Source organism: Sphingomonas phoenicis (assembly GCF_047238005.1).
GTDB lineage: Bacteria > Pseudomonadota > Alphaproteobacteria > Sphingomonadales > Sphingomonadaceae > Sphingomonas.
Genome location: NZ_JBDFMC010000002.1, coordinates 3631773 through 3647226, shown reverse-complemented (window position 1 = coordinate 3647226; position 15454 = coordinate 3631773). Strand labels below are relative to the sequence as shown.

11 protein-coding genes and 1 pseudogene are annotated in these 15454 nt (G+C 65.5%); 5 read left to right on the top strand and 7 right to left on the bottom strand.

What is annotated here, in order from left to right; genetic code table 11:
- Positions 1-53: 53 nt before the first annotated feature.
- Positions 54-2396, bottom strand: coding sequence for a glycoside hydrolase family 127 protein (locus tag ABC319_RS18185; RefSeq protein ID WP_413071564.1), 2343 nt, complete (start codon positions 2394-2396; stop codon positions 54-56).
- Positions 2397-2803: 407 nt separating this feature from the next.
- Between ABC319_RS18185 and ABC319_RS18180 the strand changes: the two genes are divergently transcribed.
- Positions 2804-3145: an SWIB/MDM2 domain-containing protein gene (locus tag ABC319_RS18180; protein ID WP_413071563.1), complete on the top strand. Its 342-nt coding sequence runs from the start codon at positions 2804-2806 to the stop codon at positions 3143-3145.
- A 22-nt stretch (positions 3146-3167) separates the two neighbouring features.
- On the opposite strand, the gene ABC319_RS18175 is transcribed toward ABC319_RS18180, so the two are convergent.
- The 4 genes and pseudogenes from ABC319_RS18175 to ABC319_RS18160 form a co-directional block, all read right to left on the bottom strand.
- The gene (locus ABC319_RS18175) at positions 3168-4175 is read right to left on the bottom strand and encodes a glycoside hydrolase family 43 protein (RefSeq protein ID WP_413071562.1); all 1008 of its coding nucleotides are present in this window, start codon (positions 4173-4175) and stop codon (positions 3168-3170) included.
- Between the two features lie 18 nt (positions 4176-4193).
- Positions 4194-5219 (bottom strand): annotated as a pseudogene (locus tag ABC319_RS18170) (glycoside hydrolase family 43 protein); the annotation flags it as partial.
- Between the two features lie 17 nt (positions 5220-5236).
- Positions 5237-6226, bottom strand: coding sequence for an arabinan endo-1,5-alpha-L-arabinosidase (locus ABC319_RS18165; protein WP_413071758.1), 990 nt, complete (start codon positions 6224-6226; stop codon positions 5237-5239).
- 32 nt (positions 6227-6258) lie between these two features.
- Positions 6259-7428 (bottom strand): cellulase family glycosylhydrolase, encoded by a 1170-nt coding sequence (locus ABC319_RS18160; RefSeq protein WP_413071757.1) that lies wholly within the window; start codon positions 7426-7428, stop codon positions 6259-6261.
- A 563-nt stretch (positions 7429-7991) separates the two neighbouring features.
- Here ABC319_RS18160 and ABC319_RS18155 point away from each other — a divergent pair.
- The 4 genes from ABC319_RS18155 to dapE all read left to right on the top strand — a co-directional run bounded on the left by ABC319_RS18155 (position 7992) and on the right by dapE (position 13780).
- Complete coding sequence (locus tag ABC319_RS18155; protein ID WP_413071561.1) at positions 7992-10853, top strand: TonB-dependent receptor; 2862 nt, start codon at positions 7992-7994, stop codon at positions 10851-10853.
- Positions 10854-10867: 14 nt separating this feature from the next.
- Positions 10868-11863 (top strand): family 43 glycosylhydrolase, encoded by a 996-nt coding sequence (locus ABC319_RS18150; protein WP_413071560.1) that lies wholly within the window; start codon positions 10868-10870, stop codon positions 11861-11863.
- 50 nt (positions 11864-11913) lie between these two features.
- On the top strand, positions 11914-12588 hold the full coding sequence (locus tag ABC319_RS18145; protein WP_413071559.1) for a glutathione S-transferase family protein: 675 nt from the start codon (positions 11914-11916) through the stop codon (positions 12586-12588).
- Between the two features lie 73 nt (positions 12589-12661).
- A complete protein-coding gene (gene dapE / locus ABC319_RS18140) occupies positions 12662-13780 on the top strand; it encodes a succinyl-diaminopimelate desuccinylase (RefSeq protein ID WP_413071558.1) in 1119 nt (372 codons plus the stop codon).
- Here dapE and ABC319_RS18135 read toward each other — a convergent pair.
- A complete protein-coding gene (locus tag ABC319_RS18135; RefSeq protein WP_413071557.1) occupies positions 13758-14324 on the bottom strand; it encodes a Smr/MutS family protein in 567 nt (188 codons plus the stop codon). The two genes, dapE and ABC319_RS18135, sit on opposite strands and share 23 nt — an antisense overlap.
- Positions 14305-15393: a murein transglycosylase A gene (gene mltA / locus ABC319_RS18130; RefSeq protein WP_413071756.1), complete on the bottom strand. Its 1089-nt coding sequence runs from the start codon at positions 15391-15393 to the stop codon at positions 14305-14307. Before mltA ends, ABC319_RS18135 begins: the two co-directional genes overlap by 20 nt.
- Between the last annotated feature and the right edge of the window lie 61 nt (positions 15394-15454).

Below are 15454 nucleotides of genomic sequence, written 5' to 3'. Positions count from 1 at the left end.
GCATCGGCGCACGGTTGGCTCGGAACGACCAGCCGACTAGTACCGCCACCGGCTCACACCGGCCGAACGGTCCTCAGTTCGTAAACCGATGCAGCCGAGCCGGCCGAGGTGAAACGCACCCGGACACGCTCGCGCCCACGAGTCAGTTCCAGCGGCAAGGCATACTCGACTGCCACGAAGCGCTTCACCGGGCGAACTGCGCGCTTCTCGCGGACAAGGATCTGGCTATTCACCTCGATCAGGAAGTCCTGGCCGACATCCTCGCCCCAATACAACGCCCGAAGCACCATCGGCCCGTCTTCGACCTTCAGCGACGCCTCGACGAAGCTGCCGGGCGTGTACCAGGCCATACGCATGCCCCGGCCACCGTACGACCAGATCTCGGTGTCCTTGCTCGTCAGGCTATGCGCACGCTCCTGCGCGGAATCGGTTGGCTGCAGAAGGTCGATCGTCCGCCTTTCCACCTCCTTCCGCTCGAGTTCGGCCGCGGCGTGCGCCGTCGCGAGCGCATCCCATTCCGGCTTGTCCAGCAGGGGGAAGTAGACTGCCGTTCGCTGATCATATTGATCGAAGAACGGCCGCAGGGTGACTGCCGTCGGCGCGGCTTCACTTACCGCGAAGACGTGCCTTTCAGGTTCCACCGCGCGCACCGCCGCGGCGGCATCACGCGTCAGCAGCGCAGGCGCGATGCCATGCCAAACGCCTGTCTCATCGCCGAGATCGGCCGCCAGCACGACCGGGCCATGGCGAAACGCCACCAGTCGCGGATCGTCCGGCATGGCCTCCACCTTCAACGTCATCGGCAGGCTTAGCTCGATCGTGTCTCCGGCGTGCCATCGCCGGGCCAGTATTGCGTAGCCGTTCCGGTGCGTCAGCGCGGTTGGAGCACCGTTGATCGTGATGCTCGGACCGGCCGCCCAGGCCGGCACGCGCAGCGCCATGGCAAGCGGTTCCTTCGCCGGCCGGCTGACGACGAGCTTCACGGTGCTGCCGTAAGGGAACTGCGTGTGCATCTCCAGCTGCAGCCCGCGCTCGGTCCAGTCCAGCCGCGAAGGAATGAACAGGTTCACGTACAGTGTCGAGCCATCCTCCCAGTAGATGGAGTCGCCATGCTTGGCGTGGCTCTCCATTCCCGAGCCGACGCAGCACCAGAAATGGTCGGTTGGCGAGGAGTAGGTCCGTTTGGCGCCCGAGCTCAGCGGCATGTAATAGACGAAGGCACCGGTCTTCGGGTTCTGTGACGCCATCACATGATTGAGGTGTGCGCGCTCGTAGAAGTCGAACAGATCGGCGCGGGGCTGCCACCCGTACAGATGCCGGGTCAGCTTCAGCATGTTATAGGTGTTGCAGTGCTCGCACGTGCGATCGGACACCCGCGTCGACAGCTGCCGCGGAGTGCCGAAACTCTCACGGTCAGAGTTCCCGCCGATCACGTAGCTGTGGTTCTCCGTCACCGTGCGATGGAAGAACCGTGCGGCGTCGGCATCGCGCGGATCGCCATCGAGCTCGTAGAGCCGGGCCAGCCCGATCACCTTGGGTATCTGCGTATTGGCGTGCAGCCCTGCCAGCTCGTCATGGCCTGCGGCGAGCGGATCAAGCACCTTGCGATGACGCAGTCGCTTGGCGAAAATCAAATACCGATCGTCGCCCGTCACGGCGAAGGCATTCGCGAAGCTGTCGTTCAGGCCACCGAACTCCTGATCGAGGACCGTCTGGACCTCGGCATCCGACAGTGGCGCGAAGACGGCGACCATGTAGTCGCTCATGCCGCGCAGGACCGGCTCTGCCTCGCGGATCCCGGCGATCTGGATCGCGTCGATCACGCCGGCATGAACCTTATGCCAGGTGTATAGCGGTACCCAGCTGTCGTTGAAGCCGCCCAGCACCGTCGTGTTCGGGCTGATCTTGCGTCTGCGAAGCTCTTCGAAGGCGACCTTGCCGTCGATCGTCCTGCCGTCGCGCTCGATCGTGGTGCCGCCGACATAACCGTCGCCGTGTGCGCCCTGGGTCTCCGCCAGTTCGGAGACGACGTAGCGCAAACGACTGCGCGGAGCCTCGTCGTCCGTCTGTGCATACAATAGCGCGAGCGCCGACATGTAGTGACCCAGGGTATGGCCGGCGATGCTCTGGTCCTCCCAACCGGCATAGATCGCCCCTTTCGGCTGCAGGCCGGCTCCCTTGCGGAAATTGTGGAGCAGTCGATCGGCTTCGAGCGACATGACGTAGCCTCGATTGGCTTCCACCGCGTCGGCCCAGATCGAAGGGGTGAGGCGGACGTCCTTCAGCGGCAAGGGGCGGATGGATGCAGCAGGCACCCGCATGGCCGCGGTGGCGATCGAAGCAGCCCCGGCCGCCAGGACGCTGCCCCCCACGAGCAGCGCGCGGCGATCGATCATGTGGAAGGAGCAGCCATGCTCCGGGGCGGCCGTGTCGCTCATCTCAACTCCTCGATCGTACACGCTGCCCGCAGCGCCGATGTTCCGCTCCTTGGCACGCGGAGGGGCAATCCTCCGAATCTCAGCCGTCCGCGCACACAAGGAACACCCTGCGCTCGAACGTCTTCCAAGGATAGAAAGGGTTGTTGAAGTCCAAGCACCGCTCGCCGAAATTGTTGGCGATCGTGTTGCCCCAACCTCAACTCTGACACACTGATGCCGTTGGGAGCGTCCATCCCGGCACCAGAGACGATGCCCCGATCGACGCGCAGCCCCATGTCACTATTTCAGGTGGCGACAAATGCTGAAACTGCGCGTTATACCGGTGAGCCCGAAGCGGATCGGGCAAGCAGTCATGGGAGCGAAGGATGGCACGATCGGCGGAGAAGCGCGGCAAGGACGAGACGGTCGCAGCCGAAAAGAAGGTCAAGGCGACCGGCAAGGCCGCCGGCGGGGCCCGCGGTGGTATCACCGCGCCGGTGACACCTTCTGCCGACCTGGCCGAGATCGTCGGCAAGGACGATCTGCCGCGCAGCGAGGTCGTCAGCAAGGTATGGGAGTACATCAAGAAGCATGATCTTCAGGATGCCAAGGACCGCCGCCAGATCAACGCCGATGCCAAGCTGGAGAAGATCTTCGGCAAGAAATCGGCGAGTATGTTCGAGATGAACAAGCACCTGAGTGCGCATCTGACCGCCAAGAAGGCCTGAAGCACCCGTCGCGGTCGGGCGATCAATCCTCGCCCGACCCGCCGACCGGCCCCGTCATCGGTGGTGCGAACACGGGATCGCCGCTCGCCGTCCATCGAACGCGCTGGACATGAGGTGCCCGCGCGACGGTACACTTCATCCCCGCCCGGCGGTTGGCGTGGAAGACGGTCCATGTCCTGCCGTCCCGGCCGGTGAAAAAACCGTTGTGACCGGGCGCGAACACCTGTCCTGCTGGATTGCTTTGCAGCACGGGCGTTGCCGACTTCGTCCACGCCGACGGATCGAGCGGATCGCTGTCGGCGGCGGCGCTCAGCAGGCCGAGTGCATAGCCATCCGACCAGCATGCGCTCGCCGAGTAGGTCAGGAACAATCGGCCGGACGGGCCGCGAACGAACGCCGGTCCCTCCAGTATCTGCCGTCCGCCTTGCCGTTCCCAGTCGCGATCGGGACGTGCGATGATCCGTTCGGGTCCGTCCAGCGTCCACGGATCCCGCATCGGCGCGATGGCCAGCACGCTGTCCGGCCCGACATAGGGTGAATAGACCATGTAACGTCGCCCGCGATGTTCGAAGGTCGTGGCATCGATCCCGGGCCAGCGCGTCACGATCCGGCCGCGATCGATCCAGCGGCCCCTGGTCGGGTCTGGCGATGCATTCTCCAGCACGAAGATGCCGCGATGGGCATCATCGTCATGATCGCTGGCGGCGGCGGTGTAGTAGATGAACCAGCGGCCATCGATGCGGTGCAGTTCGGGTGCCCAGATCGACCGGGCGTTGGACCCGGTGGCCGGCGGTGTCCAGACGATGGCCTCCGGTGCCCGGTCCAGCCGCGACAGGTCGTCCGTCCGCCTGATCGCCAGTCGATCGCCCAGCGTGCTCATGTAGTAATAGGTCGCACCTTGCCGCACGATCCATGGGTCGGGCCCGGATGGCAGCAGCGGATTGGTCGGGACGACGGGCGCGTCCGCCCGCGCCCCGATCGCTGCCGCAGCGATCAGCATTGCTGCCGCGATGACGGCAACGCGCTTCATCGTCCGCACCTCCTACGCAAGCGGGCCGTTCTTCGCCGGTACGCCGAAATCCGGGCTGCCATCCGGTCGATAGGCGATCGGCTGGACACGCGTGTGGCGGTTCGGATCGAACAGCGGATCGCCCTTGATCTCGCGATAGTCGCGCGCGTGATAGACAAGCATGTCGCGACCGCGCTCGTCGACGGTGAAGCTGTTGTGTCCAGGGCCCCAGACGCCGTTTGCTGCCGAGGACGCGAAGACCTGCGTCGGCGACTTCGTCCAGGCGGCCGGATCCATGATGTCCGCGTCCGCTCGCGCCGTCAGCATGCCCATGCAGTAACGCGCGTCGGTCGCGCTGGCGGAATAGGTCATGAACAGGCGGCCGTTCCGCGCCAGGACGGCTGGCGCCTCCGCCACCTTGAACCCCTGTGTTTCCCAGGCGAGGGTCGGCACCGTCAATCGCGACGGCTTCGCCGCCAGTGTCAGCGGCGTGGCGAGCGGCGCCAGGTAGAGGTTGCTGTTGGTGTCGATCCCCGGCTCGCGTTGCGCCCAGGCCAGATAGCGGGTGCCGCGATGGACGAAGCTGGTCGAATCCAGGTTGAAGCTGTCCCACGGCGTCTGGAGCTGCCCCAGAACCGCCCATTTGCCCGCCATCGGGTCGGGCCCGTCGCAGACGATCGCGTACGTACGGATGCGGAACACGTCCTCGCCGCCGCCGCTGGGGCCCGCGGCGAAGTAGATGATCCACCTGCCGTCGATCAGATGCAGCTCCGGCGCCCATATGAAGCCCGACATCGGCCCGTTCGCCTGATGCCGCCACAACACCTTCTCTTCCGCCGAGGTCAGGCCGGCGAGCGTGCGCGATCGCCGCAGCACGACCCGGTCGTACTCGGGCACCGAGCCGGTCAGATAGTACCAGCCATCGACGTGGCGGAACACCTGCGCGTCGGCACGCTGGCGGACCAGCGGATTGACGATGCGCCCGGCGGGCACCGCCGCCCATGCGGGGGCGCCGGCAATGGCAATGCCCCCCGCCAGGAACAGGCGCCGCGATACATGATCCATGGCAGACATCTCCTTCGTCATTGCGGTATCGCGGTCGGCCATCCGTCGCTGCCCCAGCGAAGCGGCGCGATGCGGAGCGTCGGTGCCCCCCGGTTTTCGCGATCATAGGCGTGATAGACCAGGATGTCGGTGCCGTCGGCGTCACGAAGATGACCGGCATGCCCGGGGCCGCGGAACCCCTCCTTCTCCTGCAGGTCGGCGCGCAGCAGGATCGTGCCGCCACCGTGCGTCATCGAGCTCCCGTCCTTGCCCAGATAGGGTCCCTCCACCCGCCTCGACCGGCCGATCACCGTGTAATAGGTGCTGTTCACCCCCTTGCAGCAATAATCATAGGAAGCGAGCAGCCAGTAATAGTCGCCGTGTCGGAAAATGTAGGGCGCCTCAATCGCCGATGGCGCGCCGCGGGGCACTTGCCGCGCCGCGATCGTGCGAGGCGCGGCCTTGGGATCGAGCAGCTTGCCGGTCGCCGGGTTCAGCTCGAACAGCTTCAGCCCGGTCCAGAAACTACCGAGGGACAACCAGTGCCGCCCCTGCCCGTCCGCCACGAACGCAGGATCGATCGCGTTGAAGTCGTCGCCGGGCTGCGACATGACCACCAGCCCTTCGTCACGCCAGCCATATGCCGGCGCGGCGGGATCGAGCGTCGGACTGGTTGCCAGGCCGATCGCCGAGCGGTTCGATCCGAACGTCGATACCGCATAATATAGCCGGTAACGGCCATTCACCCGCGCGATGTCCGGAGCCCACATGTTGGTGGCGCCGGGGACCGCCCTGATCGCCCAGTCCGGAAGGCGATCGAACGGCGGGGCACCCAGGCGCCAGGTCGTCAGGTCCGCAGAAGTGCGCGAAGCGATAATGCCGTGCGGCCCCTTCCCCAATCCCGTGGAAAAGACGTGATAGGTGCCACCCTCCCGGATGATCACCGGATCGTGGACCGGCGACACGTCGCCCTCCGGTGAGCGCTGCTGCGCCGCGCCGGGTGCACCCGCCATCAGCAGCGCCGCCATCCACCAGTGCCGCATGGCCCGCCTCTGCCCCGTCACTTCCGGCGCGGTCGCCGCGGCTCGGGCACGGGGCCGGTCGCGGCCGGCACCACGCCTTTCGGCGCCGCACTCAGTCGGCGGATCAGGTCGGTTTCCGCCTGACGGTAAGGCGTGCCGTCATTCCGGAACACCTCGTGAAACCAGATCGTCGGCTCGGCCATCACATACGGCTTTTGCCAGCTGTCCCACGGCAAGCGCGTCTGCGTCTTCCCGTCGACGAACCCCCAGTTCATCATGCCGACATTGTATCGCTTGCCGATCGGGAGCGACCCGTCGAACGTCGATCCGTTGCCCCGCGCCATATATTCGGTGCAGATGATCGGCCGCTTGTAGGGCAGCAACTGGCGTATCCGCCGCTCGAACGTCTCGGGCCAGCTGTAATCGTGGAACGTGACGACGTCGGACTGCGCGAGTTGCAGCTTCTCCATCGGAGACGACTTGCCGCCGGGCGTCCAGTCATCGCCCAGCCAGACGCCGGAGGTCAGCGGTTGGGTCGGATCGGCGTCGCGCGCCCATTCGAAAACCTGGGCCAGCAGTGCACGGACCAGCGGCTCCTTGCCATCCTGCCCCTTGTACTGATCGGCGCCGTTATCCGGCTCGTTCCACAGATCCCAGCCGAGCACGCGATCGTCGTTGGCGAAAGCCCCGATCACGCCCTGGACATAGGCCTTGAACTGCGGATAGCGGCTGCGATCGCGCAGTCCGGCCATTCCCGGCCCCTGCACCCAGCCAGAATTGTGGACACCGGGGATCGGCGGGTGTTGCGGCCCCAGTCGTGGATCGGGGTCCCAACAGCTGTCGAACAGCACGAACAGCGGCTTTATTCCATGGCGCTGCGCCATCGTCAGGAACTCGTCGATCCGCCGTTTGAACCCTTCCGAATCCTGCTGCCACAACTGGTCATGCAGGAACACGCGCATCGTGTTCATGCCGATGCCTTGCGCCAGCCCCAGTTCGTAATCGATGCGCTTGGGATCCCACGTCGCCGCTTGCCACATCTCCAGCTGGTTGATGGCGGTTGCCGGTGCGAAGTTCGAGCCGATCAGCCATGGCTGGCGAGCGTACCAGTCATTCGCCTGCGCCTCGGTCCAGCGCCCGCGTGCCGCCGCGGGCTGACCGGTCATGGCGCACAGCGCGACCGCGGCGAACAATGTGTGCCTCACCATCTTCATATCGACGCTCCGCCAATATCCGGTCGCTCTCGACGGCGAGCCCGGAGGCAGGATGGTCGTTCCAGGATCTTGCTTGCCGGACCTTCGCTGCATCCCACTCTCCCTATTCGGCTTTTTCCCCACCCCTCCGTGGTTGGAGGGCGCGGGGCGCGACGGAGTGACGTTCGACAAGACACCCGACTGTGTCCGACATAAACGATCCCGTCCGCGCTTCGGACCTATAATGTCGCCGGTTTGTCGGATTGTCGAACCACATTGTTCCACTCGAATCCCTTAGCCATCGCCGTTTTCGATTTAACTGCTTCCAGCCCCCGCAATGCCTTCAACCGTCTGCGAGTGCATGGATTTGAACACGGCGCGCCCGTCCGGACACCGTGGCCAAACTGCAACACCCGGAAACATAATTGTCGGACAAGAGTCAAATGACGCGAAACCCGCCTCATCGTTGATCCACGCTATTGCCTCCTGTTCGACCGCATTTTAGCAGATTTTGTACTAGGTATTTTGCACCGATCTGCACGGAACACCGTGGATCCACATGTCGAAGGGGGAGGACCATGAAGGTCAAAACAGCTCTACGCGCATCCGCAGCGATCCTTGCCGTTAGCGCCGCAGCGCCGGCGATCGCCCAATCCCAGGCCAATGCGCCGGTACGCGCCGGCCAGGGCCAGGATCTACCCAAACCAACCACCGCGTCCGACCAGAACGCGAACCCATCCGTACCGCAGCCGTCGGTGCAGGAGAGTCCGACCGAAAACGAAGAGATCATCGTCACCGGCCTCCGTCGCAGCCTGCAATCCGCCCAGGCGATCAAGCGCAACTCGGACGGGATCGTCGATGCGATCGTGGCAGAGGATATCGGCAAGCTGCCCGACACTTTCGCCTCTGCCGCGCTGGCGCGCGTGTCCGGCGTTCAGGTGACGCGCGGCGCGGGCGAAGCGGCTGGCGTCCAGATCCGCGGCCTGCCGGATATCAGTACGACCTATAATGGACGGGAGATCTTCACCGCCGAAGGCCGCTTCGTGGCCATTCAGGATTTCCCCGCAGGCACCGTGGCCGCGCTGGAAGTCTACAAGAACGGCACGGCGAACCTGATCGAGGGCGGCATCGGCGGCCAGGTCAATGTCCGTGGCCGGCGACCGTTCGATTTCAACGGTTTCGAGATGTCGGGATCGCTGAACGGGGTCAACTGGGAGCATTCCGGCCGCCTGACCTGGAACGGTAACCTGCTGGTCAGCGACCGGTGGGAGACCGGTCTGGGCGAAATGGGCCTGCTGGTGAACGCGTCCTATGTGGGTTTGAACTATCTCGATGCGACGCGCGAGCAATCCGTCGTGATCGGCACGACGAACGCGGCCAACGCATCGGTGGCGGGCGTCCGCTATCCCGATGCGCAGGGGCGATTCACCAGCAATGGCGATCGCTATCGCCCGTCCGCCAACGCCGCGTTCCAGTGGCGTCCCGCCGCAGGCCTGGAGATCTATATCGATGGCCTCTATCAGGGCTATCGGGGCAAGGACACCAATCAGTGGATGTTCGTGCCGATCTTCGGCGGCGCGGACTTCCGGCTCGACAACCTGACCACCCGTGCCGACCGTCCGACGGTGGCGCAGAGTGCGACGGTCGTAGGGGCCAGCGCGCCTGACGGCTACTACACCTCCGCCAACGGCAAGACCGACACCTTTCAGGCGGGCGGCGGCGCGGTGTGGAAAAGCGGCAACCTTCAGCTGTCCGGCGATATCGCCTACACGGACAGCAAGTACACGTTCGATCTGGTCAACATCGACTACGCCTTCGGCAGCTCGCCGGCCCGCAACGTCGTCTTCGACTCACCGGGTACGGACGGGGGTCCCAGCTTCAATTTCCTCAACTTCGACGCCACCGATCCCTCGAACTACATCGCGCGCGGCCTGTTCCAGGAGTATCTGGTCGTCAGCGGCAAAGACATTCAGAGCCGCGCGGACGCGCAGTATGAGTTCGATGAAGGCTTCCTGAAGCGGATTCAGGTCGGTGTCCGCTACAACGATCGCGACGCCACCCGTGATCGTGGAGCTCCCTATGTCAACACCATCAACGGCACGCTCGTGCCCGATCTGCGCATCCCGATCTCGTCGCTGCCGGTCACGGTCCAGAACACGCGTCCGGCCTTCACCTACAACAACACCTTCGGCGTGCGGACGTTTGCCGGCATCTCGTCGGCCAGCATCCGCGACAACCTGCCGGAGCTTCGCGCCTTCTTCCAGGCGCCGGAAGGCCTGCCGGCGTTCAACCCGACCGAGAACTTCACCGCAAACGAAAAGGCGTATGCGGCCTACGCGCAGCTCAAGTACGGGTTCGACCTCGGCGACACCATGTCGATCGATGGCCTGATCGGTCTTCGCGCGATCAAGACCAGAACGCGGATCAGCGGCTTCGTCCGCGACGAGACGACAGGCACGGGTACGCCGACCTTCGTGCCGACCACCGCGCGGAACGACTATACCGACTATCTGCCCAATGCCAGCGCGCGCATCCAGTTCACGCCGGAGGTGCAGTTGCGCCTGAACTACAACCAGACGCGGACGCGGCCCAACTTCTTCGATCTCAACCCGACGCTGACCGTCGGGCCGCCGCCGACGATTTCGCCCGAATGCCAGGCGAACCCGTCGCTGCCGCAATGCATCACCAGCAATCTGCGGAATATCACCGGTGGCAACCCCGATCTTCGGCCGCTGACCTCGGACAATTACGACATCAGTCTGGAATGGTACTTCTCGCGTGCCGGGTCGTTCACCGCGGCGGTTTTCCGCCGCGATGCGCTGGGATTCATCTCGCGGGTGAACCGGGAGCCTGTCGACATCGGCTACGGCCCATCGCGGCTGAACCTGCCCGAGAATACCGGCAAGACGCGATTCCAGGGTGCCGAGGTCCAGTTCACCAGCTTCCTCGACATCGACGGGTTGCCGGACTGGGCCAAGGGGTTCGGCCTTCAGGCGAACGGCACGTACGTCGATTCCAGCGGCGATCTCCCTTCGGGACTGGGCGACTCGCCCAACGTCGCGGGCCGGAACCTGCGGTTCACCGGCGTGTCCAAATGGTCGGGCAACCTCGTCGGCCTGTACGAACGACCGTTCTTCTCCGCCCGGCTGGCCTACAATTATCGGTCGGACTTCGTCGTGGAATATGGCGTCGTGAATCTCGATGTCGACTCGAACAATGCGCCACGTACCGGCGCGATCGTGGAGAAGGGTCGTGGCCAGCTCGATTTCTCGACCACGGTGACGCCGATCCCGAACGTGACCCTGGCGTTCGACATCGTGAACCTGCTCGGCAATCCGCTGAAGCGCGGGCGCGTGTTCAACGACGCCGGGGATGAATTCGCCCGTCAGGTCGTCTATCTCGAGCGGGTCTACTCGCTGGGCGTCCGGTTCCGCTTCTGAAGGGAACGAAACAGATGAACATCCGCTCGCGTCCGCTCCGCCCCGCCGCACTCGGCATCGCCGCCGCGGCGGCAATCGGCAGCATGGCCCTGGCCCGCAATCCGCAATTCGAGGGTGCCGATCCGCACGCCGTGATGATCGATGACGAGATGTGGGTGTTCCCTACCGGAGGGCCGGGCGGCAGCTGGGCGGCCGACCGCTTCGGCGCCTTCTCGTCGCGCGACCTGAAGACGTGGCGCTCGCGCGGCGAGCTGTTGCGGATCGACCGGATCGGCTGGATCCGCGACGACGGCGCCCGCGAGCATTTCCTGTGGGCGCCCGGCGTTGCCAACCGCGATGGCAAATGGTTCCTCTACTTCTCGGTCGGTCCGCAGAACCCGACACCCAGCAGGATCGGCGTGGCCGTGGCCGACCGTCCGGAGGGGCCATACACCGACATCGGACGCCCGCTGGTCACCGGCGGCAACGGGTTCGAGGCGATCGATCCGATGGTCTTCACCGATCCCCGTTCCGGCAAGTCTTACCTATATGCCGGGGGTAGCGCCGGCGCGAAGCTGCGCGTCTGGGAGATGAACCGCGACATGACCAGTCTGGCGCGCGAAGTACCCGTCGATCAGCCGCCCCAGTTCACCGAAGGGGCGTTCATGCATGAACGCAACGGCACCTACTATCTCTCGTACAGTCATGGCCGCTTCAACGGCCCGGATTACTCGGTCCACTACGCCACCGGTCCCTCGCCGACCGGCCCGTGGCGTTACCGCGGCGCCATTCTGACCAGCGATCGACAGCATCAGGGGCCGGGGCATCACAGCTTCGTCCTGACACCTGGGGGTCAAACCCTGATCGTGTATCATCGTTGGGAACAGCCGCCCGGTCCCGCCCCCTTCAAGGGCGAGCGGCAGGTGGCGATCGATCGCGTCGTCTACGCCGCCGATGGCACGATCAAGCCGATCGCGATGACCGACGGTAATCGCGCGCCGATGCTGGCTAGAAAGTCGGCCCGCCGCTGATCGTGCATCGCGCGGTTGCCGCTTTCCGGTGCGGCGGCTAGGCCGTGGCCATGAAGCTCATCATCGGCAACAAGGCCTACTCCTCCTGGTCGCTGCGCGGCTGGCTGGCTTGCAAACAGTCGGGGCTCCCGTTCCAGGAAGTCGTCGTCCCGCTCTACGACGCGGAGTGGGATCGCCGGCGCGAGGGTGACGAGTTCGCTCCGTCCTCCGGCAAGGTACCGATCCTGTGGGACGGAGAGGCGGTGGTCTGGGACAGCCTGGCGATCGTCGACTACCTCGCCGACAAGGTCGGTCGCGACCGCTTCTGGCCGACCGACGAGGTCGCTCGCGCCATGGCCCGATCCATGGCGGCAGAGATGCATTCGTCTTTCCAGAACCTGCGCCGCAAGCATCCGATGAACATCCGTCAGGTCTTCCCGGCCGCGCGTCCCGACGACGATGTGATCGCCGAACTCGGCAGGGTCATGGAATTATGGGCACAGGCGCGGGCGAGGTTCGGCGGCGGCGGCGACTATCTGTTCGGCGAATTCGGGGCCGCCGACATCATGTTCGCACCGGTCGTGACGCGCATCGTCACCTGGCAGCTGCCGATCGCCCGCTTTGCCGCCGGTTATATCCAGGCCATTCTGGGTCATCGCTGGATGCAGGACTGGATCGCCGGTGCGCAGGAAGAGGATTGGGTCATCCAGCAGTATGAACAGCCCATGGAGCGTCCCGGCACCTGATGATCGAAGTGTCACCGCCTGTTTCGATGGCTGACGGAGCATCCGTCGCACGTCGTCGTCCAAGCATCATCGCATGACGACGACAACCGATCCGCTCCATCTCGCCGCATCGTTGATCCGCGCGGACAGCGTCACTCCCGCCAGCGGCGCGGTGTTCGACGTGCTTGAGGCGGCACTCGCGCCGATCGGCTTCTCGATCGACCGTTTCATGGCGGGCGAGGCGCCGGATGGCCCGGTCGAGAACCTGCTCGCCACCCGTAACGGCACTGGCCGGCATCTCGCCTTTGCCGGCCATCTGGATGTCGTTCCCGCTGGTGATGGCTGGTCCGGATCACCCTGGTCGGGCGAGGTCCGCGGTGGCCTGCTCTATGGCCGCGGAGCGGTGGACATGAAGGGAGCTGTCGCCGCCTTCGTTGCCGCCGCCGCGCGCGAGCGGCAGGCGCAACTTACCCTGATCGTCACCGGCGACGAGGAGGGACCCGCGACCTACGGGACTATCGCGCTGATCGACCGGATGGCGGCACGCGGCATCCGTCCTGAACTATGCCTGGTCGGCGAGCCCACCTCGGCTGGGAGGCTGGGTGATACGATCAAGATCGGACGTCGAGGATCGGTCAATATCTGGATCGCGGTGAAAGGCCGCCAGGGTCACGTCGCCTATCCCCACCTCGCCGACAATCCGGTGCCGCGGCTCGTCGCGCTGCTCGTCCGGATCGAGGCGATCACCCTCGACGCCGGTAATCGCTGGTTTCAGCCGTCCAACATCGAGATCACCGACCTGCATGTTGGCAACCCCGCCACCAACGTGATCCCTGCGCAGGCGCAGGCAAGATTGTCGATCCGCTTCAACGACGAACATGGAGGCGAAGAATTGGTCGAGCGGATCCGGTCGATGGCCGCCGATCATGGCGCGACGATCATCGCTCGCATTTCCGGCGAAGCATTCCTGACGCCCCCCGGCCCCTTGTCGGCGATGGTATCGGCCGCGATACACGACCGTACCGGTCTGACCGCCGAACTGTCGACCACCGGCGGCACCTCGGATGCTCGCTTCCTGTCCCGCATGTGCCCGACGGTGGAATTCGGGCTGCTCAACGCCACCATGCATCAAGTCGACGAGGCGGTGGCGACCGACGATTTGCATGCATTGACCGACATCTATGCCGGGATCATCCGCCGCGCGGGCGCCTGAGCACGATATAGAGAGCGCCCAGGCCGCCATGGCGCGGATGGGCTCCGCGTACCGCCGCAATGGCATCGGCATGTCGCGACGCCGCCAGCCAGTCCGCCACCGCCGCCCGGATCGCGCCGCGCGCGTGCGGCCGTTCGCTCTCCGGCCGGGGCGGCTTTCCCGTCACCAGCAGCAGGACGCGGTCGCCGCGACGGATCGCGCGGTCCAGCCCAGCATCCAGCATCGAGTGAGCCGACGCCAGCGTATGCCCGTGCAGGTCGATCGAACTGTCCGGCGACACGATCCCGCGGCTCAGCCGCCGGTCCCATGATCCGTCCAGATTGTTCTGCGGCGGCGCCTTGGCGGTTATCGCCGTCGGCGGTTGGCGGAGTGGCCTGATCACCGGACGGGCGGCCGGCTTGGACGTGATCGGCTCCTGCTTCACGACCGGCACCGGCGCTTTTGCGATCGCCGGGCTGGGAGCAGGCAGCGTGGGTCGAAGCGGTCGCACCGTGGCCATCACCCTGCCCCATGCCTGCGATTCGTCAGGGTAGAGGCGTCGCACCTGCCGCTCCCGCGTTCAGCCGCGCGACAGTGCCGATCGGCAGCAGGAGGAACGCCGTGCCGCGCGCCGACATGCCGCCCGCAACCGTCTCTGCGAGCGGCCCCGCTCCCCAGAAGGTATCGAAGCGGTTGGCGCCCTTGATCGCACCACCCGTGTCCTGGGCGACCCACAGCCCCGTCGCATCCGCGCGGTCGGCCGACAGGAAGACCGGCGCACCCAGGGGAACGAACTTCGGATCGGCGGCCGCGCTGATCTGCCCTGTCACAGCGTAACCCATCGCACCCTGCGGAGGGCCATCCAGTTCGCGGAAGAAGACGAAGCTCTTGTTCTCCCGCATCAGGGCCTGGCCTTCGTTGGGGTGCGCATGGAGCCAGGCGACGATGCCCTGCATCGATGCCTGGCCCGGTGCGAGCAATCCCCGCTGTCGCATCAGGCTGCCGATGCCCGTATAGCTGCGGCCGTTCTGGGTGTCGTAGCCGATCCGCAGCACGTTGCCGTCCGGCAACCGCAGTCTGCCTGACCCCTGTATCTGCAGAAAGAAGAGCTCGACCGGATCAGCCGCCCAGGCGAGCACCGGCGCCGTTCGGGCGATGGCGCCCTGCTCGATCTCCGTCCGATCGTAATAGGGTATCAGGGCCTTGCCCTGCACTCGTCCGCGGACGGTCTTGCCCTTCAGGTCGTCGGAAAATTTGCCCAGATCGACATCGACCAGATCGGGGGGACGGCCATAGACGGGAACGTCATATCCCGGTCGCCGCTCCAGCGAGCCGCGAATTTCCGGCTCGTAATAGCCCGTGGCGAACAGCTTGCCGTCGCCGACCTGCACAGTCTCGAACCATCTTGCGAAAAAGGCGCGGGCGTCACCGCCCGCCGCTGCCGCGGTGCAGGCAGCCTGCCAGTCGCTGCCGCTGGTCAGTCCGGACCCGTCCGCGCGCCGCATCAACCCGGGGCAGGACCGCGCAAACGCGTCGCGTGCCGCCGTCGCCTGTGCATCAGTGAACGGCAGACTTCCGACCGGCGGACCACCGATTACACCCGCCTGGCGCGCCGTGACGACACCGGCCGGCATCGTCACCGGAACAACCGGAAAGGGCGTCGCCGCTACGATCCGCCCGGTCGCCCCGCGAACA